22 protein-coding genes are annotated in these 25,660 nt (G+C 47.2%); 15 read left to right on the top strand and 7 right to left on the bottom strand.

Going from position 1 to position 25,660, the window contains the following annotated elements:
- The first annotated feature begins 5 nt into the window (after window positions 1–5).
- Both NW212_RS03980 and NW212_RS03975 read left to right on the top strand, forming a co-directional pair.
- Window positions 6–980, top strand: a complete 975-nt coding sequence (locus NW212_RS03980) for a hypothetical protein (protein WP_258337344.1) — start codon at window positions 6–8, stop codon at window positions 978–980.
- A 20-nt stretch (window positions 981–1,000) separates the two neighbouring features.
- Window positions 1,001–1,729: a hypothetical protein gene (locus NW212_RS03975; protein WP_258337343.1), complete on the top strand. Its 729-nt coding sequence runs from the start codon at window positions 1,001–1,003 to the stop codon at window positions 1,727–1,729.
- Between the two features lie 65 nt (window positions 1,730–1,794).
- Here the strand turns inward: NW212_RS03975 and NW212_RS03970 are convergent, their stop codons facing one another.
- A complete protein-coding gene (locus tag NW212_RS03970) occupies window positions 1,795–1,977 on the bottom strand; it encodes a hypothetical protein (protein ID WP_258337342.1) in 183 nt (60 codons plus the stop codon).
- A 421-nt stretch (window positions 1,978–2,398) separates the two neighbouring features.
- Here NW212_RS03970 and NW212_RS03965 point away from each other — a divergent pair, with 421 nt between their 5' ends.
- From NW212_RS03965 to NW212_RS03935, 7 genes are all read left to right on the top strand, one after another.
- Window positions 2,399–3,964 carry a class I SAM-dependent RNA methyltransferase gene (locus NW212_RS03965; protein ID WP_258337341.1) on the top strand — a complete coding sequence of 522 codons (1,566 nt, stop codon included), beginning with the start codon at window positions 2,399–2,401 and terminating at the stop codon, window positions 3,962–3,964.
- A gap of 4 nt (window positions 3,965–3,968) precedes the next feature.
- Window positions 3,969–6,254, top strand: coding sequence for a S9 family peptidase (locus tag NW212_RS03960; RefSeq protein ID WP_258337340.1), 2,286 nt, complete (start codon window positions 3,969–3,971; stop codon window positions 6,252–6,254).
- Window positions 6,255–6,328: 74 nt separating this feature from the next.
- Entirely contained in the window at window positions 6,329–7,603 is a 1,275-nt protein-coding gene (gene purD / locus NW212_RS03955; protein ID WP_258337339.1) for a phosphoribosylamine--glycine ligase, read from the top strand.
- A gap of 10 nt (window positions 7,604–7,613) precedes the next feature.
- Window positions 7,614–8,549: a hypothetical protein gene (locus NW212_RS03950; protein ID WP_258337338.1), complete on the top strand. Its 936-nt coding sequence runs from the start codon at window positions 7,614–7,616 to the stop codon at window positions 8,547–8,549.
- Window positions 8,525–8,989 (top strand): YqaA family protein, encoded by a 465-nt coding sequence (locus NW212_RS03945; protein WP_258337337.1) that lies wholly within the window; start codon window positions 8,525–8,527, stop codon window positions 8,987–8,989. Before NW212_RS03950 ends, NW212_RS03945 begins: the two co-directional genes overlap by 25 nt.
- Window positions 8,990–9,004: 15 nt before the next feature.
- The gene (mnmD, locus tag NW212_RS03940; protein ID WP_258337380.1) at window positions 9,005–9,676 is read left to right on the top strand and encodes a tRNA (5-methylaminomethyl-2-thiouridine)(34)-methyltransferase MnmD; all 672 of its coding nucleotides are present in this window, start codon (window positions 9,005–9,007) and stop codon (window positions 9,674–9,676) included.
- Between the two features lie 2 nt (window positions 9,677–9,678).
- The gene (locus NW212_RS03935) at window positions 9,679–11,910 is read left to right on the top strand and encodes a cation:proton antiporter (RefSeq protein ID WP_258337336.1); all 2,232 of its coding nucleotides are present in this window, start codon (window positions 9,679–9,681) and stop codon (window positions 11,908–11,910) included.
- 130 nt (window positions 11,911–12,040) lie between these two features.
- On the opposite strand, the gene NW212_RS03930 is transcribed toward NW212_RS03935, so the two are convergent.
- Window positions 12,041–13,264, bottom strand: a complete 1,224-nt coding sequence (locus NW212_RS03930; protein WP_258337335.1) for an MFS transporter — start codon at window positions 13,262–13,264, stop codon at window positions 12,041–12,043.
- Window positions 13,265–13,595: 331 nt separating this feature from the next.
- On the opposite strand from NW212_RS03930, the gene NW212_RS03925 reads away from it, so the two are divergent.
- From NW212_RS03925 to NW212_RS03905, 5 genes are all read left to right on the top strand, one after another.
- The gene (locus tag NW212_RS03925) at window positions 13,596–14,498 is read left to right on the top strand and encodes a metal ABC transporter solute-binding protein, Zn/Mn family (RefSeq protein ID WP_258337334.1); all 903 of its coding nucleotides are present in this window, start codon (window positions 13,596–13,598) and stop codon (window positions 14,496–14,498) included.
- Window positions 14,476–15,183, top strand: a complete 708-nt coding sequence (locus NW212_RS03920) for a metal ABC transporter ATP-binding protein (protein WP_258337333.1) — start codon at window positions 14,476–14,478, stop codon at window positions 15,181–15,183. Before NW212_RS03925 ends, NW212_RS03920 begins: the two co-directional genes overlap by 23 nt.
- An 87-nt stretch (window positions 15,184–15,270) precedes the next feature.
- Window positions 15,271–18,597 (top strand): DUF2723 domain-containing protein, encoded by a 3,327-nt coding sequence (locus tag NW212_RS03915; protein WP_258337332.1) that lies wholly within the window; start codon window positions 15,271–15,273, stop codon window positions 18,595–18,597.
- A gap of 126 nt (window positions 18,598–18,723) precedes the next feature.
- Window positions 18,724–19,335, top strand: a complete 612-nt coding sequence (locus NW212_RS03910; RefSeq protein WP_258337331.1) for a polysaccharide deacetylase family protein — start codon at window positions 18,724–18,726, stop codon at window positions 19,333–19,335.
- Window positions 19,336–19,583: 248 nt separating this feature from the next.
- On the top strand, window positions 19,584–20,474 hold the full coding sequence (locus tag NW212_RS03905) for a serine O-acetyltransferase (RefSeq protein ID WP_258337330.1): 891 nt from the start codon (window positions 19,584–19,586) through the stop codon (window positions 20,472–20,474).
- Between the two features lie 5 nt (window positions 20,475–20,479).
- On the opposite strand, the gene NW212_RS03900 is transcribed toward NW212_RS03905, so the two are convergent.
- The 5 genes from NW212_RS03900 to aroQ are packed head-to-tail and all read right to left on the bottom strand — an operon-like array spanning window position 20,480 to window position 24,614.
- On the bottom strand, window positions 20,480–21,709 hold the full coding sequence (locus NW212_RS03900; RefSeq protein WP_258337329.1) for an FtsX-like permease family protein: 1,230 nt from the start codon (window positions 21,707–21,709) through the stop codon (window positions 20,480–20,482).
- Window positions 21,710–21,711: 2 nt separating this feature from the next.
- The gene (rbfA, locus tag NW212_RS03895; protein WP_258337328.1) at window positions 21,712–22,047 is read right to left on the bottom strand and encodes a 30S ribosome-binding factor RbfA; all 336 of its coding nucleotides are present in this window, start codon (window positions 22,045–22,047) and stop codon (window positions 21,712–21,714) included.
- A gap of 5 nt (window positions 22,048–22,052) precedes the next feature.
- The gene (locus NW212_RS03890) at window positions 22,053–22,694 is read right to left on the bottom strand and encodes an O-methyltransferase (protein WP_258337327.1); all 642 of its coding nucleotides are present in this window, start codon (window positions 22,692–22,694) and stop codon (window positions 22,053–22,055) included.
- Window positions 22,695–22,703: 9 nt separating this feature from the next.
- Window positions 22,704–24,164 carry a pyruvate kinase gene (gene pyk / locus NW212_RS03885; protein WP_258337326.1) on the bottom strand — a complete coding sequence of 487 codons (1,461 nt, stop codon included), beginning with the start codon at window positions 24,162–24,164 and terminating at the stop codon, window positions 22,704–22,706.
- Window positions 24,165–24,188: 24 nt separating this feature from the next.
- The gene (aroQ, locus tag NW212_RS03880; RefSeq protein ID WP_258337325.1) at window positions 24,189–24,614 is read right to left on the bottom strand and encodes a type II 3-dehydroquinate dehydratase; all 426 of its coding nucleotides are present in this window, start codon (window positions 24,612–24,614) and stop codon (window positions 24,189–24,191) included.
- A 65-nt stretch (window positions 24,615–24,679) separates the two neighbouring features.
- Here aroQ and xerD point away from each other — a divergent pair, with 65 nt between their 5' ends.
- Window positions 24,680–25,600 (top strand): site-specific tyrosine recombinase XerD, encoded by a 921-nt coding sequence (gene xerD, locus NW212_RS03875; protein ID WP_258337324.1) that lies wholly within the window; start codon window positions 24,680–24,682, stop codon window positions 25,598–25,600.
- The last annotated feature ends 60 nt before the right edge of the window (window positions 25,601–25,660 follow it).

Genomic DNA, 25,660 nt, shown 5'->3' with positions numbered 1-25,660 from the left:
AAAAAATGAAAAGAAACATATTCTTTATGTTTTGTGCTTGCCTGCTTATGGCAAGCACAAACGCACAAGCCCAAAGCAAATTTGGAAACTTCCTAAAAAAAGTGAACAAAGCATTGGAAGAAACCAACCAGAAGCTGGAAGATGTCAACAATACCTTAGATGGAAAGGTGCTATCCACCGCATCAAATGGGAAAACCAAAACTTTGTCACCGTCCCACGATCTGCAACTGGAATTCGTGGAATGCTATGACGAAGGACACGACGTAGTAGTCGTACTGAAAATAACCAACACTACAGATAAGGAAATCGGTCTGAACTGGGGAGGAGGAAAAGGGTATGACAACCTGGGAAACACCTATGAATTCGACTATAACTTTTTTACCATAGGAGGGGAACAAGTATCTCCATCCGGTGTAGGAATTCCGTCAGATATCCCATTAAAGGCATTGATACGCCTGAAAGATGTCAATGCAGAAGCTACATCCATCAAAAAGATAGAAATCAACACCTATCAGTATAAAGGATTCGAAGTCAGAAACATTCCCATCACACGCGGGCAAGAAACAGGACAAAACATTTCATCCGGAAGTGATGCCAGCGATGCTACCAGTGTGCTTTCTCCTACCCGACAACTGAAACTGGAATACAAAGATAATCTCATAGAGGGAAGCAACAATGTATTAATCAATTTCCTGATGACCAACACCCAATCGGAGGAAACCTATCTGAACTGGGGTGGAGGCCGTGCATGGGACGATCAAGGGAACATGTACGAATTCGGAGGCGATGAATTCACGGTCGGTGGAAAAGCCGTAGGCCCGACAGGTGTCCCTGTGCCCGGAGAAATACCCGTAAAATGTGAAATCCTACTGAAAGGAGTCAGCAAAAACGCCAAAATCATCAAACTGATCAAATTTGACACATATCAGTTTAAAGGATTTGAAATAAAAAATATACCTGTCAACTGGGAAGGAAAATAACTCTGAAAAACTTCAATCATATGAAATGTAAACATCTTATATTCATCTGTACAGTTGCATTCGCCATAATTTCCTGTGGAGGAAACGGCTCCGCAGACAGCATGTTCGGTAAAATTCCGTCCATGTATGAGAAAACGACAACAGACATGCTTCAGGATCTCAGCGACATAAACAAAGCGATAAAAGAAGACAAAAACAAAGAAAAGGCAGACAACAATCTCGAAAAATTAAAAGAGGCTTTCCAGAAAATGGAAGATGCACTCAAAGAAACGGAAAAAAAAGCACGTCCTTATGCCGATGAAATGGCTGGAAAGACTATTCCTTATGAACAGACTGACAGCTTACAGTATATAGTCATATCGGACATTACCATAAAAGAAGTGCTCCTGCCTAAGATCCGTAATCTCGGAAGCGAAGGGGTAAAACTCGAAGTGACATTCGACATCAAACTGAAAAAAGACGCAAAAAAGTCCTCCTTTTATATCTATTTTCTCATGGCAGGCGACAAAGGCAATATCGGCTATGACAAACAGTCCATATACTGTGCCGGCAAAAAACAAGGAGATGTCATTTCTGTGAAAACCACAATCAATGCTCCCGATGTCCCGACCTCATATCTGAACGCATGCGAACGCCTGATATTCGTTACAGAGGACACATATTATAGCCAACGGAGCAAAATAAAGAAGCAACAAGAACAATGGGAGCAGACCGAGTTAGAAAAATATGGCTTGAATGAAACAGATTAACACCAGATGTTCTTATTCTGAAAATCATTCAAAGTTTGCAAGCAGCCCGTCCCTGATAGAGCAGATCAAGGACGGGCTTTCTTTTCAAAGAAGCAGCATGCAACAGAATGGGAGATGAAGTTGTTGAAGGAGTAACGTCCAAAACTTTTAATCCAAGCAACCTTCTTCAACTTGCCATAGGTCATTGAGGGCTGAACCTGCCTTTTCATCAAGATGGTGTCCGCTGCGACCGCCAGCAAATCTTCCATAAGCAATTATCCCCACTTGGAGTCTGTTCGTTTCAGAAACTGTTTTGAATTTATCGTGTGCTGATTTGGGATGAGTTTTTGAGGCATTTCCGTTTGTGTGATGAGGAAGATAGCGGGCTATCTGACGAATAGAATCGGAACAACAGACAGGAAACAAACGCAAAAGAACCTGATCGAATAGTATTTTATTGGCAAACTTAAACAAGTTCTTACTCCATCTCTCTTTCGATCTGACCAATTCTCATGAAGTGGGACTGACAAACCAAGAAACGACAGAAAGGCATAATCTTGAAAAATGAAAGCATCCTCCAACACCAGAAAATCTTGCCCATCCTCCAAAGAAACCCCTATAAACAGTTGACCGACTGACTGAAAATTCATACTTTTGCACCATCAATTGAAATTACGTAATTTTATCACAATGAATCAAAAATTTGAGCTTATTGCCAAAACATTCCAGGGACTGGAAGAGGTACTGGCACAGGAACTCACTGAACTCGGAGCCGAAGACATACAGATCGGCAACCGCATGGTTTCATTTTCCGGGGACAAAGCCATGATGTACAAGGCGAATTTCTATCTGCGCACAGCCATACGCATTTTGAAACCCATCAAGCATTTTACCGCAACAACTGCAGATGAGGTATACAACGCCGTTAAAGATATAGCATGGGAAGAGTATCTTGACGCCACAAACACTTTTGCCGTCGACTCGGTTATCTTTTCCGAGGATTTCCGCCATTCAAAGTTTGTAGCATATAAGGTAAAGGATGCGATAGCTGACTATTTCCGTGAAAAAACAGGAAACCGTCCTTCTGTCCGCATCAACAATCCGGATATCCAGATCAACATACATATAGCAGAGAACAACTGCACGCTCTCGCTTGACAGTTCGGGTGAATCGCTCCACCGCCGGGGATACAGGCAAGAACAAGTGGAAGCTCCGCTTAATGAGGTGCTGGCGGCAGGTATTATCCTGCTTACAGGCTGGAGAGGGGAATGTGACCTGATTGACCCCATGTGCGGTTCAGGAACAATTCCTATCGAAGCTGCCTTGATTGCGCGCAACATCGCTCCCGGAGTGTTCCGCAAAGAATTCGGATTCGAGAAATGGAAAGACTTCAATCAGGAACTGTTTGATGAAATCTACAATGATGACTCGCAGGAAAGGGAGTTCACACACAAGATTTACGGATACGACAATAATCCTCAAGCCAACGCAATTGCTCAGCGCAACGTAAAGGCGGCAGGCGTGAGCAAAGATATCGTATTGAAAATACAGCCTTTCCAGCAGTTTGAACAGCCCGCAGAGAAAAGCATCATCATCATGAATCCTCCTTACGGAGAGCGTATTTCCTCAGATGACCTGTTAGGACTTTATGAAATGATCGGAGAACGTCTGAAGCACGCGTTCACAGGCAATGACGCATGGGTGCTGAGCTATCGTGAAGAATGTTTCGAACAGATCGGCCTGAAAGCATCGGTAAAGATCCCGCTCTTCAACGGCGCGCTGGAATGCCAGCTTCGGGAGTATCAGATCTTCAATGGAAAATACAAGGAATTCCGCGCTGAAAATCCTGAAAAAGGATTGAAGAAGGAGAATGCTGAAAGGCCAGTCCGCAACCGCCACCACGGAGAGAAAGTTGAATACGGGAAAAGAGAAAGAAGGCCAAGACGCGACGACGAACGCCCAAGATGGAACGAAAACGGACCAAGGAAATATGACGAACGCCCGAAATGGAGAGATGAAGACTTCAGACGCAATAATGACGAGAGGCCTTCGCTGCGCACACGCAAGGCTGGAGATGGCAAAGAATTCACACGCGAACGCAGGTCCGGCTTCAGAAACAGGGACGAGTTTCCGAACGACCGCCAGCGCCCCGACGCAGAAAAAGAGCAGAAACGCATCCCGGCCAAACGCTTCATATATATGCACAAGCGCCACGAGCTGGACAGACAAAAAGATGAAAACAACGAACAGGATTAATGAAATGAAACGAAATATTCTATTTATATTCTTGTTTATCATGTCAATTGCAGCCGTACATGCCCAGGAAAAGAAATCCTACACGCTGGAAGATGTAATCCCGGGAGGAAACAATTACGCAAATCTCCGCCCGAGAAATATTACAGGACTCCAGTGGTGGGGCGATGTATGCATACGCGCTGATGTGGAAACCATCAATGAGGTAGACATCAAGACAGGAAAAGAAACCGTACTGGTCACGCTTGACGAAGTGAACGAAGTTTTGCAGAGCGGTGAGAAGCCTTACAAGCTTGATTTTAAGATCAAGCCGCTCCGCACGCTGGACTCTGCCTCCATGCCTTGGAAAGACCGCAAAACGATTGCATTCTTAGGCAGAGTGGAAATGGGCGAAGGGAACGAAATCTACATGTTCTGGTATGATTTCGCTCAGAAAAAGATCACGAACATGTTCCGCATCCAAGGAAACGGAGCCAACCTTGACTTCTGCAAAGAAAACGGATGCATGGCCTATACCGTCGGCCGCCATTTGTTTGTAGCAAAAGAAGGAGATTTCCCTGCACAAATAAATTCCGTTTGCACCGGATGCAAGGAAGATCCGGAAAAAGACGTAATTTACGGACAGGCCGTACACCGCAACGAGTTTGGCATTTATAAAGGTACGTTCTGGAGCCCTAAAGGGTCTTATCTGGCATTCTACCGCATGGATCAAAGTATGGTGACCGACTATCCGCAGGTCAACACTTCCACACGTATCGCTACGCTCGAACCGGACAAATATCCGATGGCTGGAATGACAAGCCATAAAGTAACGGTGGGCATTTATGACGTGAAAAGCAAACGCACCATCTACCTGCAGACCGGCGATCCGACCAACCGTTATTTCACTAACGTAAGCTGGTCGCCCGACGAAAAACATGTCTACATCATCGAGCTGAACCGCGACCAGAACCATGCGCAGCTGGTCAGCTACAATGCGGTGACAGGAGAAAAAGAAGCCATTCTCTACGAAGAAAAGCATACACGCTATGTAGAGCCCCAGCATCCGCTTATTTTCTTGCCCTGGGACGAAACAAAGTTCATCTATCAGAGTCAGCGTGACGGATTCAACCATCTGTATATCATGGATACAGAGGCCGCACAACAAGGCGAATGGAAAAGCGGAAAGGATCAGGAGGCACAGTACTGCGAATACCTGAAAACCGTTCCATTGACACAAGGCGAATGGCTCGTCAAGTCTGTATTGGGATTCAACGGGGCACGGAAAGAAATCATTATCACTTCCACCGAACTCTCCCCCCTCCAGACCAATGTGTTTGCACTGAGCACAAAGAACGGGAAACGCGCCTTGATAGGAAGCGGCGAAGGTGTCCATGCTGCTCAAGTTTCTGCTTCCGGCAATTACATCATCGACAGCTTTACATCTTCCAAGGTGGGACGAAGCATCAGCATTCTTCCGGCAAACGGAAAGAAAGGGACCAACCTGCTTACAGCTTCCGACCCGATGGAAGAACAGTTCAACATGCCCGAAATCAGTGTGGGAACAATCAAGGCTGCCGATGGGGTGACCGATCTGTATTACCGCCTCATCAAACCAGTAGACTTCGACCCGAGCAAGAAATATCCGGCCGTCATCTATGTATATGGAGGCCCTCATGCACAAATGATTCACGACACGCGTTTCTACGATGCACGCGGATGGGATCTTTATATGGCGCAGAAAGGATATGTGATGCTTACGGTAGACAGCAGAGGAAGTGACAATCGGGGTATCAGATTTGAGAATGTGACGTTCCGCCACCTTGGTGTAGAAGAGATGAAAGACCAGGTAAAAGGGGCTGAATTCTTGAAATCGCTGCCATACGTTGACAGCAACCGCATCGGAGTACACGGATGGAGCTTCGGAGGATTCATGACAACCAATCTGATGCTGACCTATCCGGATATTTTCAAGACAGGCGTTGCCGGAGGTCCGGTCATCGACTGGAAATATTATGAAGTGATGTATGGCGAACGGTACATGGACACGCCGGAAACCAATCCGGAAGGATATAAAGGTTCTGACCTGAAACAAAAAGCCGGCAACCTGAAAGGGCGGCTGGAAATCATCATCGGCGGAACAGACCCGACTTGTGTACCGCAACATACCTATACATTCTTACGTGCATGTATCAATGCCGGCACTCATCCCGATCTGTTCATCTATCCCGAGGACGGACACAACATGGTGGGACGCGACCGGGTGCACCTGCACGAACATATCACGCGTTACTTTGAAGATCATTTGAAATAAAACATTCAAAGCCGCAGACCGCACACAACAGCGATCCGTACAGTCTGCGGCAATGGAAGCTAAAAAAAGATATTATGAAACTTTTGCTTTTAGGTTCAGGCGGACGCGAGCATGCGCTGGCATGGAAAATTGCTCAAAGTCCCAAAATTGAGAAACTGTTTATCGCTCCGGGAAATGCCGGAACAAGTGAAGTTGGCGAAAACGTGGACATCAAAGCCAACGATTTCGATGCCATACGCGCTTTCGTTCTCAACAACGGCATCAACATGGTAGTCGTAGGCCCCGAAGATCCACTGGTAAAAGGTATATACGACTATTTCAAGAATGACAGTGCCTTGAAAAGCATTCCTGTCATCGGTCCGTCAAAAACCGGTGCCGTACTTGAAGGAAGCAAAGAGTTTGCCAAAGGATTCATGCAGCGGCACCATATACCTACCGCCGGCTACAAAAGCATAACCGCCGGCAATCTGGAAGAAGGGCTGGCTTTTCTGGAAACACTGCAGGCTCCATACGTATTGAAGGCGGATGGTCTTTGCGCCGGAAAGGGCGTATTGATTCTGCCGACACTTGAAGAAGCCAAGAAAGAGCTGAAAGAGATGCTGGGCGGAATGTTTGGAGATGCATCTGCAACAGTTGTCATCGAAGAGTTCCTAAGCGGCATCGAATGCTCCGTATTTGTCCTGACCGACGGGAAAAGCTACAAGATTCTGCCCGAAGCTAAAGACTACAAACGAATAGGAGAAGGCGACAAAGGGCTGAACACCGGCGGCATGGGATCTGTATCTCCTGTCCCGTTTGCCGACAAAGAATGGATGCAAAAGGTAGAAGACCGTATAATCCGCCCGACCGTAGAAGGACTGGCAGAAGAGGGAATCGAATACAAAGGCTTCATCTTCTTCGGACTCATAAACGTAAAAGGCGATCCGATGGTGATTGAGTACAACGTACGCATGGGTGATCCCGAAACGGAAAGTGTCATGCTGCGCATCAAGAGCGATCTGGTAGATCTGTTCGAAGGGGTGGCCAACGGAAATCTGGCAGAAAAGACGCTCGAAATAGACCCGCGCTCGGCCGTATGCGTCATGCTCGTATCAGGAGGCTATCCGGAAGCTTATGAAAAAGGATTTCCCATCAGCGGAATCGAAGAAGCCAAAGCGGGAGGAAGCATCGTATTCCATGCTGGCACCGCCGCAAAGGACGGACAAACCGTCACTTCCGGAGGACGCGTCATAGCAGTCAGCTCGTATGGAAAAGACAAAGACGAAGCTCTTAAGAAATCATTCGAAAATGCCGGAAAGATACTCTTTGAGAAAAAATATTTCCGGTCTGATATCGGATTCGACCTATAATAATTGATTCATGCTCGAAAGAAACAGATTCCAATACCATCTGGCAACGGGAAAGATAATTTTTCCCGTTGCTGTTGTTTTCTGCCTGATCTCGTCTGCGTTGGGACTCAACAAGCCAGAAAATCTGATTCCGCTCATTGCATGCGGCATCACAACTTATCTGCTGATCGAGCTGAACACCACATTCTCACTCATACGCACGCGTACAACGCTGCATGCCTCTCTGTTTCTGTACTTCTACTCAAGCTGTCTGTTTCTCCACGAATATTCGCCCGAAACATGGATTCCGCTTCTTTATGTGGGAAGCATATCATGCCTGTTCAGAAGTTACGAATCCTCGCATTCTTCTGCGCAGATATTCCATTCTTTTCTGCTTCTTGGCATAGCCAGCCTGATTCTGCCCCATTTGCTCTATCTGACGCCGCTGATATACTGCTTCATGATAGCCCTCCGCTCACTGAACCCGAGAAGTTTCTTTGCCGGCTTAATCGGCGTAAGCACTCCTTACGTACTGTTATTCTGCCACTACTTATACAATGACAATCCGGCTGCCATGGCAGAACTGTTCATGCAGCTAGCTGAAATACCGCCAATAGACTACACCGCACTCTCTCTGCAACAACTGGTTGCAGGAGGATTATTGCTGGTACTGACCGCCATCAGTTGCGTACAGACAATGGACAAAGGATACCAGGACAGGGTACAAACGCGAATCATGCTCCGAATCATCATCTGGAGCGGCATCGCAGTGCTGGCATTGACAGCTTGCATACCTTCCTATTTCAATGCATTCTTTCTCCTGCTGCTCGTAATCTATGCCATAACAAGCGGACATCTGTTCGCGCTGACCTTCAGCCGGTTCACCGGCATCCTGTTATGGATAACGGCAGGAGCATGGATTCTTCTTACAATATTCAATCTATGGACAGCTTTATCCAATTCTTGATCGACTGGGGATACGGAGGCATGTTCATCTCTGCTTTTCTGGCAGGCACTATTCTTCCGTTCAGTTCCGAGGTTGTTTTGCTCGCATGCGTTGCCTTAGGTCTTGACCCGCTGCTCTCCACTCTGTCCACGACACTGGGCAACGTGCTTGGCGGCCTGACTTGCTATTGGATAGGAAGACTGGGCAAAATGGAATGGATAGAAAAATATTTTCGCGTGAGCCGGAAACAACTGGACAAAGCCGCACGGTTCATACACGGAAAGGGATCCTGGATGGCCCTGTTTTCTTTCCTCCCGGTTATCGGCGATGCACTTCTCATCGCACTTGGACTCATGAAAGCCAATGTATGGATCGTTTCTGCCGCCATGAGCATCGGAAAACTAATACGGTACGCTGTCATTGTCATGACAGCTATCGGGACAGCACAACTTATCAGTTAAATGCCAATAATTATGATACAGATTGAAAAGACAGCAGACGGAAGCAACACACTGTTCGTCCCGGAACTTGACGAACACTATCATTCCATAAAAGGTGCACTTACAGAATCGGATCACATTTTTATAAAAATGGGGCTGGAACATTGCCGGAAACAGGAAGTCAAACTTCTGGAAGTCGGATTCGGCACCGGACTAAACGCTTTTCTGACGCTTCTGAAAGCAGAAGAAACGCATAAACAGATATATTACACAACCATCGAACGGTATCCGCTGGATAAAACGACCGCAAGCTCTCTCCACTATCCGGAAACGATAGCTCCTGATCAAGCAGACACATTCTACAAACTGCACGAAGCCGAATGGGGTTCTCCACAACGTATAACACCATACTTCACCTTGCTGAAGATAAAAGGAGATTTCACGCAACACCTATTTGACGAATGCTATGATTTAATTTATTTTGACGCATTCGCCCCTGAGAAGCAGCCTGAAATGTGGAATCAGAAACTTTTTGATTACCTTTACAGCAAAATGAATCCGGAAGGCATCCTCACTACCTATTGCGCCAAAGGAACTGTACGCCGGATGCTGCAATCAGCAGGATTAACAGTAGAACGGCTTCCAGGGCCCCCGGGAGGAAAACGTGAAATACTAAGAGCAACAAAACTCAACTCAAAAACGAAATAACCATGTCAGAACTTGCACCACTCATTTCAGACTTAGGGACCATCCTGATTGTAGCGGGATGTGTCACAATTCTGTTCAAATGGCTCAAACAGCCTGTCATCCTCGGCTATATAGTGGCCGGATTCATTACAGGGCCGTCCGTCAGCTTCCTGCCCAACGTAACAGATACCGCCAACATCAAGATCTGGGCAGATATAGGCGTTATCTTCCTCCTTTTTGCCATGGGACTGGAATTTTCATTCCGGAAACTGCTGAATGTAGGATTAAGCGCCGTTATCGCCACACTCACCATTGTGGCAGGAATGATGTTTTTGGGCTACACGGCAGGAAACGCAATGGGATTCACCCACATCACCAGCCTCTTTCTTGGAGGCATGCTCTCCATGTCGTCCACAGCCATCGTTTTCAAGGCATTCAACGACATGAACCTTCTGCAACAGAAGTTCACAGGCATCGTGCTTGGCATACTGGTCGTAGAAGATCTGGTGGGAGTTGTCATGCTGGTTGTATTGTCTACACTCGCTGCCAGTCAGCATTTTGAAGGAACAGCCCTGTTGGGCAGCCTGTTCAAGCTGATAGGCTTCCTTATCTTCTGGTCTGCACTGGGCATCTACCTGCTCCCTACTTTCATGAAAAAAATACGCCAATACATCAGCGACGAGATTCTGCTGATTGTTTCACTCGGCCTCTGCCTTCTGATGGTAAGAATAGCAGTAGGGGCCGGATTCTCGTCGGCACTGGGAGCATTTGTCATGGGTTCACTCCTCGCTGAAACGATAGAAAGCGAAAAGATCAGCCGGGTTGTACAGCCTGTTAAAGACCTGTTCGCTGCAATCTTCTTCGTTTCAGTAGGCATGATGATTGATCCGCATGTTATTGCAGAATACATCATCCCCATCATCATTCTGACTTTGCTGGTACTGGCCGGACAGACATTCTTCGGGACAATCGGCATCCTGCTTTCCGGACAATCGCTGAAGGTAGCCGTACAGTCCGGATTCTCCTTGACTCAAGTAGGCGAATTCTCATTCATTATCGCCTCACTCGGTGTAAGTCTGAAAGTCACCGACAGCAACCTGTATCCGATTATTGTCGCCGTTTCTGTCATAACGACTTTCTTCACTCCCTACATGATCAGACTTTCAGGACCGGCATACAATCTGCTAGAAAAACACATTCCGCAGGGATTAGACCAGCTGCTGGCCAAATATGCGGCCGGAACCATGTCCGACCGCCACCAGAACGACTGGAACAAGCTGCTGAAAAGTATGTTTATCGGCGTGACTGTCTACCTGACAATTTGTATCGTATTCATTGCCCTGTTCTTCTCGCAGATCTATCCGTTTATCCAGGAAAGGTTGCCGGGAATATATGGAACAGCCTTAGGTACAGCCATTATATTTTCAGTAGTATCGCCACTGCTATGGGCTATCATCACCAAAAAGAACCACTCTCCCGAGTTCCAGAAACTATGGAATGACAACCGCTTCAACCGGGGAGCGCTGGTATCACTGATACTGGTCAAGGTGCTGTTTTGTATTGCAATCCTGATGAGCCTCGTAGTACGGCTGTTCAATGTTGCCTCCGGAGCCGCCCTAATCGTTGCCGCAGCCATTGTCATCAGCTTCTACTTCTCAAAACGCCTTCGCAAGCAGTCGCTGATGATTGAGGAACGGTTCAACCAGAATTTTATGGGACAAGAAGATACCCAAGAAAAGATGAATCAGACAAAGTCTTTATTCGACGGGGCCGACCAGCTTGCCAACTTACACACAGCAGATTTCACCGTTTCTCCTGATTCGTGCAGTGCTGGAAGCATGCTGAAAAAAATAGCTCCGCGCACCCGATTCCGGATAAACATCATTTCCATCACCCGGGGAGAAAATCAGATCGACCTCCCGGAAGGAAATGAAAGCATTTATCCATACGATAAAATAACTGCTGTCGGCACCGATGAGGATCTGAAAAGATTCGGCCAGGAACTGGACACCAGAAGGGAAACGGGAAAGAATCCCGACAAACGCCTGCCGATGGGTATCCGCAACATTTGTCTTGAAACGACCTCAAAACTGAACAACAAACGGCTAAGCGACATCAAGACCAAAGCTTTCATCGTCCTCGGTCTGGAACGCGACAAGCAAATCACAATGAATCCCGGACCCGACACCCTTTTCCAGGCCGGTGACATCATTTGGATTGTTGGAAAGAAAGGAGCAGAACAGGAAATTATCTGACAATGCCGTATAAAAGGCGTGAATACATGACTTTATATGAACGTCCATGTATCCACGCCTTCAGAAATACTTTCTCCCACCGACCCTCCATAAGCAAACCAACAGAAGATCCGGCCCGACGAGGATACAGTCAGCTAACCTTCTTGCCCGAACGGACATCTGGCAAAAACACGGCAATGACACCGAAAAGAGGCAGCCATGTACTTACCCGAAATATATACTCAATACTGGTAAGATCAGCCAGCCAACCGAAAAATGCGGAGCCGATACCTCCTAAGCCGAACATAAGGCCGAAAAAGATGCCTGCAATCATGCCCACCTTATCAGGCATCAGATCGGTTGCATATACTACAATAGCCGCAAAGGCGGAAGCGATGATGAGTCCGGACATGACAGACATCACAATGGTCCACCCCAGATTAAGATAAGGCAGCGCCAACGTAAAAGGAGCAGCGCCCAATATGGAGAACAAGATGACATACTTGCGCCCATAGCGGTCACCGATAAAGCCGCCAAGTAGCGTGCCTATAGCAAAAGCGGCCAGATAGGCAAACAGGCAATATTGTGACTGCTGCACGCTGATGCCAAACTTGTCGATCAGATAAAAGGTAAAATAACTCGTCATGCAGGCGTTGAAGAAATACTTTGAAAATATCATCAATACCAGAATCCATAGCGCCATGCGTACCGTTCTTTTAGGCAAAGCGCACATCGCCTTCTGCCTGAGGCAACGGGTCTTTATCTCTGCCAGCATCATGCTGTACCAGTTTCCCACACGGGCAAGCAGCAGTGAAGCCAACAAAGCCGCAAGAGCAAACCACCCCACAGCGTGCTGGCCGTAGGGTATAACAATCAAAGCCGTCAGCAACGGACCAACAGCACTTCCTCCGTTGCCTCCAACCTGAAATATTGACTGCGCCAGACTCTTTCTCCCGCCCGACGCCATCTGCGCCACACGCGATGCTTCCGGATGGAACACAGCCGTACCGCAGCCTATCAGCGCGACAGACAGCAGTATAAGCAGAAAACTGGGAGCAAAGGCCAGCGACACGAGTCCCACAAGCGTGAATCCCATTCCCAAAGACAAAGAATAAGGCTGGGGATGGCGGTCGGCATATTGCCCCACAAACGGCTGCAACACCGACGAGGTGATCTGAAACACCAACGTTATTACACCTATCTGGGCGAAAGTGAATCCGAACTTATCTTTCAGCAAGGGATAAAGGGCGGGAATAACCGACTGAATCATATCATTCAACAGATGGCAAAGGCCTATTGTAAACAAAATCGCATAGGCAGTTCCTTCCGCCACATGCTGGCTTCCTTTCAGTTTGTCCGTTATCTTATATCCCATTACAACCTCCTGCTTCTATCTATGAATTGCCAAATCAATCCGGCCGCAAATATACAGTTTTTTCAGCCGCGGAGAAAAGGCAAAAAGAACAATCTTCATGACACACATGCAGAAACGCGTCAGAATTTCCGGAAAACGGGCGCAAAAGATATGTGCACAAAAAAACAATCCTTATCTCCAGTCTGAAGACAGAGATATCCAAGCTGGAGATATGTATCTTTAGCCTGAAGATTTATATCTCCAGCCTGGAGATAAAGAAAACGTCAAGTCATCCGCCTGTTTTCGCAAAGTTTTTGTAGCTTTGCAGACATCACATAAAACAAGAACTTGCATGAGAAAATACAAAAGCCTGGCACTGCTTCTTTTTATGATATGGTCGCTTGCGGCCTGCACAACGAACAAAGGAAACGGAAACGGCCCAACCATCACCGTGAGCATTGAACCGCTGCGTTACTTTACAGAAGCTATCGCAGGAGAAAAATACCGCGTAATAAGCATGGTTCCCGAAGGAAGCAATCCGGAAACATACGACCCGACCCCACAACAGATGGTACAGCTCGCAAAAAGCAAGGCTTACTTCTGCATAGGCAGAATCGGTTTCGAGCGGGCCTGGATTGAAAAGCTGAAAAGCAATGCTCCCGATATGCCTTTCTACGACATGTCGGAAGGCATAATGCCAATCAACGAATATGCTCACAAAGATCAGTACGAACTTGCCCATGCCGACCCACACATCTGGAACTCCCCGGCGAATGCCCGGCTGATAGCCGCCAACATATGCAGAGCACTCTGCAAGATAGACACCATCAACACGGTTTACTACGAAAACCGGAAGGACAGCCTGATGGAAGTCATTGGCGGCACGGAACGGAAAATCACGGAAAAAATGGAGGAAGCGGACTCAGCGTTCCTCATCTACCACCCGTCACTGACCTATTTTGCCCGGGACTACGGACTCACGCAAATCTGCATCGAAACCGAAGGGAAAGAACCGTCGCCGGCTTATCTGCAACAACTGATCCGAACCTGCAAGGAAAAGCAGGTACGCACCGTTTTTATCCAAAAAGAATTCGACCGGCGCAATGCAGAACTGATCGCAAAAGAACTCGGACTGAGGCTGGTGGAAATCAACCCGCTCAGCTACCGCTGGAATGAAGAAATGCTGCGCATTGCCGAAACATTGAACAGAAACCCATCAAACGCTTCCGAGAATGGACCGACAGCCACTGATTAAACTCTCCCGGATATCCGGCGGGTACGAAGGCAAAATCGTACTCCGGAATGTGAACCTCGAAATCTATCCGAATGACTTTTTAGGAATCATCGGGCCTAACGGAGGCGGAAAAACGACACTGATCAAAATGATACTGGGGCTGCTGAAACCCGCATCAGGCGACATAGCATACAGCCTGCAGGGGAAAAGGACAAACGAAATCAGCATAGGCTATCTGCCTCAATACAACACCATCGACAAGAAATTTCCCATTTCCGTCTACGAAGTGGTTCTGTCGGGACTCAACAAACAAAAGTCACTGTTCCGCCCGTTTACAACGGAACAGCACGCACAGGTGCAACGAACCATTGCCCGCATGGGGCTGCAAGGACTGGAGAAACGCGCCATCGGACAATTGAGCGGAGGACAGATGCAACGTGCACTGCTGGGACGCGCTTTAGTATCCAACCCGCAGGCCATCATACTGGACGAACCCGACACCTATATCGACAAACAGTTCGCCCAAAAACTTTACGCCCTGCTGGAGGAAATCAACCGCGAATGCGCCATCATCCTCGTAAGCCACGACATCGCCACCGTGCTGCATCATGCCAAAAGCATCGCTTTCGTGAACGGAACTCTCCACTACCACCCCGACACCCAAGTCTCACAGGAGTGGCTGGAAGAACATTTAACGAGTGTTTGAGAAGATTCATAGTAAATGCGGTGTGCTCATTGACAAATGTTTGCTATCTTTGCCCCCATTGAATACTAAAGAGAAACTGAATAATTCATGAAACACTACGACAAGATTAACAACGCGGTAGGCTGGCTTGTGTTTGCCGTTGCAGCGTTTACTTACTGCATGACCATCGAACCTACCGCAAGTTTCTGGGATTGCCCTGAATTCATCACTACAGGTTACAAACTGGAAGTCGGACATCCTCCCGGCGCACCGTTCTTCATGCTTACAGCCAATCTTTTCAGCCAGTTTGCAAGCGACCCCTCGCAAGTGGCAAAGATGGTGAACATCATGAGCGCACTGATGAGCGCAGCCTGCATCCTGTTTCTGTTCTGGAGCATCACATGCCTTGCAAAAAAACTGGTATGTCCGAAAGATGAAGATCTTACTTCCGGGAAACTGATCGCCATCATGGCATCAGGCGTAGTGGGAGCCTTAGCCTATACATGGAGCGACACATTCTGGTTCAGTGCCGTAGAAGGTGAGGTTTATGCCTATTCAAGCCTGTTCACAGCACTTGTCTTTTGGCTCATCCTGAAATGGGAGAACCGGGCAGACGAACCCCACAGCGACCGCTGGCTGATTCTTATCGCTTACCTGACCGGATTGTCGGTGGGCGTACACCTGCTGAACCTGTTGTGCATCCCTGCCATCACCTTGGTATACTATTACAAGAAGAATCCTCACGCCAACCTGAAAGGCAGTCTGCTGGCGCTGATAGGATCGATGGTGCTGGTAGCTGTTGTATTATATGGAATCGTGCCGGGTATCGTGAAAATCGGCGGCTGGTTCGAACTGCTGTTTGTCAACGATTTCGGCTGCCCGTTCAATACAGGCGTAATCGTCTATATGATAATTCTGGCGGCAAGCATCATCTGGGGCGTATACGAAAGCTACACAGTGAAGAGCCGCAAACGCATGAACATCTCATTTCTGACCACCGTGGGACTGCTGGGTATCCCCTTCTACGGACACGGATGGAGCAGCGTGCTGATTGGCATCATCGTGCTTGCCGTTCTTGCAATCTATCTCTTCGCTAACCTCGGAGAGAAATACCGCGTAAGCGCACGCACACTGAATACCACCCTGCTGGCCATGATGATGATTGTGGTAGGCTACTCTTCGTATGCGGTTATTGTGATCCGTTCATCAGCAAACACCCCGATGGACCAGAACTCTCCGGAAGACATCTTTACGCTGGGAGAATATCTGGGACGCGAACAATACGGCACACGCCCGCTGTTCTACGGACAGACATACGCTTCAAAGCCCGCCTTGAAAGTGGTTGACAACGGCTGCGTTTACGACGTGGAAGAAGGAGCGCCTGTTTATCAGCGCAAGGAGAAAGAAAGTCCGGACGAAAAAGACAGTTACGAAATCGTACGGCACAAAACTGAGTACAAATACGCACAGAACATGATATTCCCGCGCATGTACAGTGATGCGCATGCCGCAGCTTACGAAAGCTGGCTGGGAGGGGTAGAAGGGCGGCAAGTTCCCTACGACCAGTGTGGTGAAACCGTTATGGTAAAAGTTCCCACGCAATGGGACAACATCAAGTTCTTCTTCATCTATCAGCTCAACTACATGTACTGGCGCTACTTCATGTGGAACTTCGCAGGACGCCAGAACGATATCCAAGGGCAGGGAGAAATCGAGCACGGAAATTGGATCACGGGAATTCCGTTCATTGACAATGCCCTGGTAGGCGACCAGACCCTGCTGCCGAGTGACCTGAAGAACAACAAGGGACACAACGTATTCTACTGTCTGCCGCTCATTCTCGGCATCATCGGACTGTTCTGGCAGGCATATAAAGGAGAGAAAGGCATCCAGCAGTTCTGGATCGTATTCTTCCTCTTTTTCATGACAGGCCTTGCCATTGTTCTGTACCTGAACCAGACACCGCAACAGCCGCGTGAACGTGACTATGCTTACGCCGCTTCATTCTATGCGTTTACCATCTGGATTGGCCTGGGAGTAGCGGCCATCACCGAATGGCTGAACAAAAAGAAGATAAAGGAAAGCACAGCCGCTGTCATTGCATCGGTAGTGTGTATATTGGTTCCCATCCAGATGGTCAGCCAGACATGGGACGATCACGACCGAAGCGGGCGATACACTTGCCGCGACTTCGGACAGAACTACCTCAGCAGCGTTCAGGACGAAGGCAATCCGATTATCTTCACCAACGGCGACAACGACACATTCCCGCTGTGGTATAATCAGGAAACGGAAGGATTCCGCACAGATGTACGTGTATGCAACCTGAGCTACCTGCAAACCGACTGGTATATCGACCAGATGCGCCGACCGGCATACGACTCGCCTTCTGTACCTATCAATTGGGAGCGCATCGACTACGTTTCAGGACACAACGAGGCTGTATATGTACGCCCGGAAGTGATGAAAACAATCGATGATTTCTACAAGCAGAACCCGGAAGAGGCCAAGAAAGAGTTCGGAGAGAATCCCTACGAGCTGAAGAACATTCTCGAACATTGGGTACGCTCGCCGAAAGCTGACCTGCAGATGATTCCGACAGACAGCATCGTCATCAAGCTGGACAAGGAGGCTATCAAACGTTCGGGCATGATGGTTCCGGATTCTATTCCAGACTACATGAACATCTCGCTCAAAGGAAAGCACCTGCTCTACAAGAGCGAACTGATGATGCTGGAGATGCTGGCGAACACCAATTGGGAACGCCCGCTCTATATGGCCATCACGGTAGGATCGGAAAACCAGCTCAACCTGACAAACAACTTCCTGCAGGAAGGACTGGCTTATCGCATCACCCCGTTCACACACGAACAGTTGGGAGCGCGCATCGATTCGGACAAGATGTATGACAACCTGATGCACAAATTCAAGTTCGGCGGAATAGACAACCCGGACATCTATCTCGATGAAACCGTACTGAGAATGTGCGATACTCACCGCCGCATGTTCGTGCAACTGGCAAGCCAGCTTATCAAAGAAGACAAGAAAGACAAAGCCCGCGAAGTACTGGACTACTGCGAAAAGGTCATTCCGAGCACAACGGTACGCCATGACTACATCTACAGCAGTTCAAAGGAAATGGCTGATGACTACATCACTCTCGGTGCTTACGACAAAGCTGAAGCCATTTTGGAAGCATTAGCTAAGGATGCCACAGAATATGCTTCATGGTATCTGAGTCTGGACGATGCCCGTTTTGCAAACTCGTATGAAAGCTGTATGCGCTATTTCTATATTCTGGATGATGTTTGCAAGAGCATGAACAAAATACAGGAGCCGGGGGCAAACGAAACTTCAACGCGCGGCAAGCACTACCGACAAACATTTGAACAGCTATACAAACAACTAGAAAGCCGTGTGGGAAGCGCTCAATAAAAAGATATGTAGATTTTAAAGAACGAAGACACAAAGCCACAGATGGATTCCTTGGAATCCAAACACAGAGGGTTTTGTGTCTTCGTCACTTTGTGCACGAATATACCTTTCAACAAACAGAAAAACATGCTGATCGAACAACCGCCGAAAATACTGCGTCTGCTTTATCCCCGTGCTCTTTGGCGCATGGACAAGAAAGAAAAAGCTGTCTACCTGACTTTTGACGACGGACCAATACCGGAAATAACACCATGGGTTCTTGACTTGCTTGACAAGTATCAGATAAAGGCTACTTTTTTCATGGTGGGAGATAATGTGCGCAAACATCCGGAGGAATTCAAGATGGTTGTCGAACGAGGCCACCGCATAGGCAACCATACATTCAACCACATCAGAGGATTCGAATACTTAAGCCGGAACTACCTGCACAACACGGACAAGGCAAACGAATACCTGCACACGAATCTGTTCCGCCCTCCGCACGGTCACATGCGATGGGCGCAATACTATGTATTGAAGAAAAAATATCAAATAGTCATGTGGGATCTGGTAACACGCGACTACAGCAAACGGCTCAACGGCCAGCAAGTGTTTGAGAACGTCAAACGTTATGTGCGCAACGGCTCCATCATCACCTTCCATGATTCGCTGAAATCAGAGAAGAACATGAAATATGCTCTTCCACGCTCTATCGAATGGCTGATTGAACAGGGGTATGCGTTCAAGGTGTTTGAATAACAGCCGCCAATAACCGCGATTAACGGATCCTCCTGTTCAATTGATTGTCAGCCTTCTCCGGACGTGATTTCCCTATTCGCTTCCCGCAGCTCTTTTTCCTTTTCTGCTTTGCCTTATAAGCAAAAGGATTTTTCTTGTTTATAGTCTTAGCTTTTCTCATATTCAATACAAAATTAAGTTTTTATTCTGAAAACAAACAATGATAGCAAATAATCATTACATTTGCCAACAAACAGAATGATATTGTCATGACACTAACCAAACACACCGATACGCTGACCAAAGCTGTCAGCGAACTTTCCGACAGCAAATCTTACCAAGGGCTTTTCCACCAGCACAAAGACGGCGAACCGCTCCCTTCCGGCAAAGAACTCCGCCGGATTGTTGAACTGGCACGTGCCATCCTTTTCCCCGGCTATTTCGGGAATTCCACCATCCACAGCCAGACTATCAACTACCATATTGGAGTAAATGTAGAAGAACTGTTCTACCTGCTGACAGAACAAATACAAGCCGGGCTCTGCTTCGGAAAAGAGAATCATGAAGCGATAGAAAATACGCCCTGCCGTGAAACGGCGGCGGCACTGGCGTCACAGTTCATAAGCCGGCTACCTGAAATACGCCGCATACTTGCCACAGACGTTGAAGCTGCCTATTACGGAGATCCGGCCGCAACCTGTTTCGGTGAAATCATTTGCTGTTATCCGGTTATCCGGGCGGTCACAAACTATCGGATCGCCCATGAACTTTATCGCCTGAATATCCCTCTGATTCCAAGAATCATTACTGAAATGGCACATTCTGAAACAGGAATAGACATTCATCCGGGAGCACAGATCGGTGATCACTTCACTATCGACCACGGCACAGGCGTTGTCATCGGGGCAACCTGCATCATCGGGAACAATGTCAAACTTTATCAGGGTGTTACGCTGGGAGCAAAAAGTTTCCCGCTTGACGAACAGGGCAATCCGATCAAAGGTATCCCACGCCATCCCATTCTGGAGGACAATGTCATCGTTTATTCAAACGCCACAATCCTTGGACGCATAACTATTGGAAAAGGTGCAACCATAGGAGGCAACATTTGGGTCACGGAAAGCGTACCGGCAGGAGCACGCATCGTCCAGAAAAAGTGACATTCTTATCTATAAAAACATTTCTTGAATAAATAGCGCACAGGATACCATACCGAAAGGAAGCCCACTGCAACAACGGTCACAAAAATCAATACGATATCTTCCCAATGGACGCTTACCGGATACGCGTCAACGATAAAGCTTCCGGAACTTCCCAATGAGATCAAGCCGAACCGTTGTTGCAGCCAGCAGAGAAGCACCCCCAGTACAATTCCGGACACTGCCCCGATAAACGTAATCATGCGCCCTTCAAAAAGGAAGATGCGGAAAATCTGCCTTTCATCGGCACCCAGATTGCGCAGCGTTGCCGCATCGTCACGTTTGTCTATAATCAGCATCGAAAGCGAACCGATAACATTGAAACAGGCTATCATCAGAATAAAAGTAAGGAACAAATAGGAAATCAGCTTCTCGATTTCCATGATACGGAAAGTATCTGCCTGCTGTTCATAACGGTCAAGCACACGGAAATCATTCCCCAACACATTCTCTATCTTGCGCTTTACGGCATCCACGTCCGCTCCAGCAACCAGTTTAAGATTGACGGCACTTACTTCATCTGTATATTGAAACAGTTTCCGGGCAAACTGCAATGAAGTGATAATATAAGAGCCGTCATATTTTTCCTGATTGACGGCAAATACAAGCCCCGACGAAAACAAATTGCCGGAATTGAAAGAAGCGGCAGGATTAGCCATGTTCACTTTCGCTCCGCGCTTGGGCGCATAAATCTCAAGCGGATCAAGGAAGCGGACTCCCGTACCCAACGAAGCCAGCAACTGCACCCCAGGAATGGCATAGTCAACCACTTCATCATGCAGCAAAAGCTCTCCCCGCCCAAAAAGGATTGTGTCAATGGGTGTCAGTTCATCAAAATTATCCTCCATTCCCTTCACTACCGCCATCGCCTGCTTTCCCTGATACTGCACCAGTGCATTGTCCTCAACAGACTCACACATCAAGGCCACTTCAGGAATATTTTTCAGCAACTGAATCCGCTTGTCCTTCCCGTCAAAAACTTTGCCTGAGGCTGGAACAATCTTCAATTGCGGATCAAAAGCCGTAAAAAACGTAGATACCAGATCCTGAAATCCATTGAAAACGGACAACGTGCAGACAAGAGCCAGCGTAGCCAAAGCAACCCCACAAACCGAAATGGCCGAAATCACGTTAATCGCATTGTGCGACTTCTTGGAGAACAGGTATCTGCGTGCGATATAGAAGGGAAAATTCATGACTATTTCTTCAGCAGTTCGTCAATACGCGCTGCATAATCCAATGAATCATCGACAAAGAATTTCAGTTCCGGAATGATACGCAACTGAAAACGCACACGCTGTCCCAACTCATAACGTATCGTTTTCACATTCGCATTGATGTTCTTCACAATTTCTTCACTCCGTTCTGAAGGGAAAACGCTCAAATAAGCCTTTGCATAACTTAAGTCCGGACTTATACGCACGACACTGACCGAAACCAGCACCCCGTGCATTGCTTTGGTCTGCAACAAGAACATATCGCTCAACTCCTTCTGTATCAGGCGGGCTATCTTATTTTGTCTGGTTGTTTCCATAAATATTATTTTTTTCGTATAATGGTCAGCCCGTCGCGTAAAGGAAGAATAACCTTCTCCACCCTCGAATCGGCTGCCACCAAATCATTAAATCTTTTAATTCCAATGGTCTGTGCATCTGCATGACGTGTAGTTTCTTCCAGAACATGCCCATCCCATAAAGTATTATCTGCGATAATATATCCGCCGGGATTCATTTTCTGCAGAATCATTTCATAATATTCCACATAAAACCGCTTGTTTCCGTCCACAAATGCCAAATCAAACACCACATCCATTTTCGGCACCATTTCCAACGCATCCCCGATATAAAACCTGATTTTATCAGCATAGGGGGAATTCTCAAGCCACGGACGGGTAAAATCTTCCTGCTCGTCGTTTATCTCAAAAGTATGAAGCACGGCTCCTTCTTCAAGCCCTTCTGCAAGACAAAGAGCCGAATATCCGCTGTATGTGCCAATCTCAAGCACCTGCTTCGGGCGGATCATACGCACAAACATTTTCAACATTCTCCCCTGAAGATGCCCCGAAGCCATACGGGGACGCAGAAGCTTGACATGCGTCGCCCGATATAACTTCTCAAGATATTCACCTTCAGGATCGATATGCTGAAGAATGTATTCATCAAGAGCCTCAGTTTCTTTCATTTCCGGCAATTAAAGATAACGGTTGCGGTTAGGCAATACATAATCGTCCGCATCGTCCAATACATCTCCCACCTGATTGATCTCAAGGAATGATGTATGAGTACCTTTCTTTCCGCCGCTCAGATAAGCCACCATCTCGTTTTTTGACAAGACGCCGTCGTCGAGCAGTTTGCGCAATGCAGTAAAGTAATACTCCTGACCGTTGGCTTTTTCAGGCATATAAATGGCTTCAACGCCGTATGAAAGAGCCAGATGGCGCATGGTCTTCTCTTTATAGCAGATAGCCAAAACCGGATATTTTCCACGGAATGCTGCAAGATTACGGGCCGTCAATCCGCTGAAGCTGTCTGTTATAATGGCACGGATAGGCATCAGACTTGTAGCACGCACAGCTTGTTTTGCCAGAAAACTTGTTACGTCTGTATTTTCCGGTGTCAGAGGTATAGGAATGTCATTCTCTTCCATTTTATCCTTCTCTGCCTGTGCTGCAATCTTAGCCATGGTTCTCACTGCTTCAACAGGATATTTCCCATAAGCTGTTTCCCCGCTCAACATAAGCGCGTCAGTGCGGTAATAGATCGCATTGGCGATATCTGTCACTTCTGCACGGGTCGGACGCGGATTGTTAATCATGGTGTGCAGCATTTGCGTAGCGACAATCACAGGCTTGCGAGCAAGAATACATTTTTTAATCAGCACACGCTGAATGCCGGGAATCCGTTCCTGCGGCACCTCAATACCCAAATCACCACGCGCAACCATAACGCCGTCGGCAACCTCCAATATTTCATCAATATTATCCACCCCTTCCTGGTTTTCAATCTTGGCGATAATCTTGATGTCACTGTCATGCGCATCCAGAATCTCACGAATGTCAAGTACATCCTGACGATTGCGCACAAATGAATGAGCGATGAAATCTATGTCTTTTTCAATAGCGTAAAGGATGTTATTGCGGTCTTTCTCTGTCAAGGAAGGAAGATTGATACGCACGCCGGGGACATTCACACTTTTACGGCTTCCCAATGTCGCATCATTACGCACCTCACAAAACAGCGTATTGTCTTTCTTATCCATTACTTCCAGCTCAAGCTCTCCGTCATCAATCAGGACATGAGCACCAACCGACAGGTCGTTTACAAAACCCGAATAAGTCACCGCAATACATTCACGGGTGGTTTCTTGGTTCGGATTACCAACGATGCAGACCTTGTCGCCTGTTTTGAAATCAATGGTACCGTCAGCAATGGGAGTTGTGCGCACCTCAGGACCTTTCGTATCCATCAGAATACCGATGCGGTTAGAAACTGTCCGCACATTGTTGATCAGCTTCTCAAAGCCCTCACGGCTGGCATGAGCCGTATTCATACGCACCACATTCATACCTGCTTCAAACAGGTCTCTGATGAAATCTACTTCACAACGCAAGTCCGAAATGGACGCAACGATTTTTGTTTGTTTGAGCATCATAACGATCTTATCTAAAACTGTTAGTTATTTCTTCATATTCAGCAAGGCTTCTACGGCAAGACGGTAGGAGTCAAGCCCAAAACCACAAATCACCCCTACACAGGCACACGAAATCATTGATTTATGACGGAACTCTTCCCGCTTGTGAACATTGGATATATGCACTTCGATGACCGGAGCAGCTATAGAACGAATTGCATCCTGCAAAGCGATAGAAGTATGAGTGTATGCGCCCGCATTGAGCACAATGCCGTCGCTGTCGAATCCTGTTTCCTGAATTCTGTCAATCATCCTTCCCTCTACATTCGACTGGAAATATTCAAATACGACCGACGGATATCGTTTCTTCAGATCTTCCAAGCAACTTTCAAACGTTTCCGCGCCATAAATAGAAGGTTCTCGCTTACCAAGCAAATTGATATTCGGACCATTGATAATTTGTATTTTCATATAAGCCTACTTCCTGAATATTTTATACATTTGTAGAAAATATGGGACAAAGATACGAAAAAGAAATGACAACAGCCATAACAGCCGATAAAAACAAAATAATAATAAGGTATAAACAATACTTAAAGCTTGAAAAATCCCTGTCAGACAATACGGTTGAAGCTTACCTGACTGACCTGGACAAACTTTTGTCGTACCTGACAATCGAAGGTATAGACTTTAGGGAAGCAACGCTCGATAATCTGGAAAACTTCTCGGCAGGGCTGAACGACATCGGCATCCACGCACGCTCGCAGGCACGCATATTGTCCGGCATCCGCTCGTTCTATCATTTCCTCGTCATGGAAGACTACATCGAACAGGACCCCACCGAACTGCTTGAATCGCCGCAGACAGGAAAACATCTGCCGGATGTGATGACCCTGGAAGAAATCGACGCACTGATAAGAAGCATTGACCGGACTACGCGCGAAGGACAGCGCAACCGCGCCATTCTGGAAACGTTGTACAGTTGCGGACTCAGAGTCAGCGAACTCTGTAACCTGAAAATATCCGACCTCTACCTGGACGAAGGATTCATCAAAGTGGAAGGAAAGGGCAACAAGCAGCGGCTCGTACCAATCTCGCCCCGAGCCATCAACGAACTGAACAATTATTTCCCGGACCGGAATGCCGGACTTATAAAACCGGGATACGAAGACTACGTATTCATAAGCCGCTTCGGAAAAAACATTTCACGCATAATGGTTTTTCATATAATCAAGGAGCTGGCCGCACAGACTGGCATACAAAAAACGGTCAGCCCGCACACTTTCAGACACTCGTTTGCGACACATCTGCTCGAAGGAGGAGCCAACCTAAGAGCCATCCAGTGCATGCTGGGACACGAAAGCATAGGCACCACAGAGATATACACCCATATCGACCGAAACAGGCTGAGAGAAGAAATAATTACACACCACCCCAGAAATCTACTCAAAAAGTGACAGAATGTGCAGTCTTTAATCTTTTTTTAAATATTTGTTCAAAAAAAAAGGCGAAAAGAT

It is taken from the genome of Bacteroides sp. ET225, assembly GCF_024733745.1.
Lineage (GTDB): Bacteria > Bacteroidota > Bacteroidia > Bacteroidales > Bacteroidaceae > Phocaeicola > Phocaeicola excrementipullorum.
Note: the sequence above shows the minus strand (reverse complement) of the source record. Positions and strands in the feature narration are given on the sequence as shown.

What these genes read in the sequence shown, in the direction of transcription:
- NW212_RS03980 (WP_258337344.1), top strand. Translation starts at nt 6, where the DNA reads ATGAAAAGAAACATATTCTTTATGTTTTGTGCTTGCCTGCTTATGGCA.
- NW212_RS03975 (WP_258337343.1), top strand. Translation starts at nt 1,001, where the DNA reads ATGAAATGTAAACATCTTATATTCATCTGTACAGTTGCATTCGCCATA.
- NW212_RS03970 (WP_258337342.1), bottom strand. Translation starts at nt 1,977, where the DNA reads ATGGAAGATTTGCTGGCGGTCGCAGCGGACACCATCTTGATGAAAAGG.
- NW212_RS03965 (WP_258337341.1), top strand. Translation starts at nt 2,399, where the DNA reads ATGAATCAAAAATTTGAGCTTATTGCCAAAACATTCCAGGGACTGGAA.
- NW212_RS03960 (WP_258337340.1), top strand. Translation starts at nt 3,969, where the DNA reads ATGAAACGAAATATTCTATTTATATTCTTGTTTATCATGTCAATTGCA.
- purD (WP_258337339.1), top strand. Translation starts at nt 6,329, where the DNA reads ATGAAACTTTTGCTTTTAGGTTCAGGCGGACGCGAGCATGCGCTGGCA.
- NW212_RS03950 (WP_258337338.1), top strand. Translation starts at nt 7,614, where the DNA reads ATGCTCGAAAGAAACAGATTCCAATACCATCTGGCAACGGGAAAGATA.
- NW212_RS03945 (WP_258337337.1), top strand. Translation starts at nt 8,525, where the DNA reads ATGGACAGCTTTATCCAATTCTTGATCGACTGGGGATACGGAGGCATG.
- NW212_RS03935 (WP_258337336.1), top strand. Translation starts at nt 9,679, where the DNA reads ATGTCAGAACTTGCACCACTCATTTCAGACTTAGGGACCATCCTGATT.
- NW212_RS03930 (WP_258337335.1), bottom strand. Translation starts at nt 13,264, where the DNA reads ATGGGATATAAGATAACGGACAAACTGAAAGGAAGCCAGCATGTGGCG.
- NW212_RS03925 (WP_258337334.1), top strand. Translation starts at nt 13,596, where the DNA reads ATGAGAAAATACAAAAGCCTGGCACTGCTTCTTTTTATGATATGGTCG.
- NW212_RS03920 (WP_258337333.1), top strand. Translation starts at nt 14,476, where the DNA reads ATGGACCGACAGCCACTGATTAAACTCTCCCGGATATCCGGCGGGTAC.
- NW212_RS03915 (WP_258337332.1), top strand. Translation starts at nt 15,271, where the DNA reads ATGAAACACTACGACAAGATTAACAACGCGGTAGGCTGGCTTGTGTTT.
- NW212_RS03910 (WP_258337331.1), top strand. Translation starts at nt 18,724, where the DNA reads ATGCTGATCGAACAACCGCCGAAAATACTGCGTCTGCTTTATCCCCGT.
- NW212_RS03905 (WP_258337330.1), top strand. Translation starts at nt 19,584, where the DNA reads ATGACACTAACCAAACACACCGATACGCTGACCAAAGCTGTCAGCGAA.
- NW212_RS03900 (WP_258337329.1), bottom strand. Translation starts at nt 21,709, where the DNA reads ATGAATTTTCCCTTCTATATCGCACGCAGATACCTGTTCTCCAAGAAG.
- rbfA (WP_258337328.1), bottom strand. Translation starts at nt 22,047, where the DNA reads ATGGAAACAACCAGACAAAATAAGATAGCCCGCCTGATACAGAAGGAG.
- NW212_RS03890 (WP_258337327.1), bottom strand. Translation starts at nt 22,694, where the DNA reads ATGAAAGAAACTGAGGCTCTTGATGAATACATTCTTCAGCATATCGAT.
- pyk (WP_258337326.1), bottom strand. Translation starts at nt 24,164, where the DNA reads ATGATGCTCAAACAAACAAAAATCGTTGCGTCCATTTCGGACTTGCGT.
- aroQ (WP_258337325.1), bottom strand. Translation starts at nt 24,614, where the DNA reads ATGAAAATACAAATTATCAATGGTCCGAATATCAATTTGCTTGGTAAG.
- xerD (WP_258337324.1), top strand. Translation starts at nt 24,680, where the DNA reads ATGACAACAGCCATAACAGCCGATAAAAACAAAATAATAATAAGGTAT.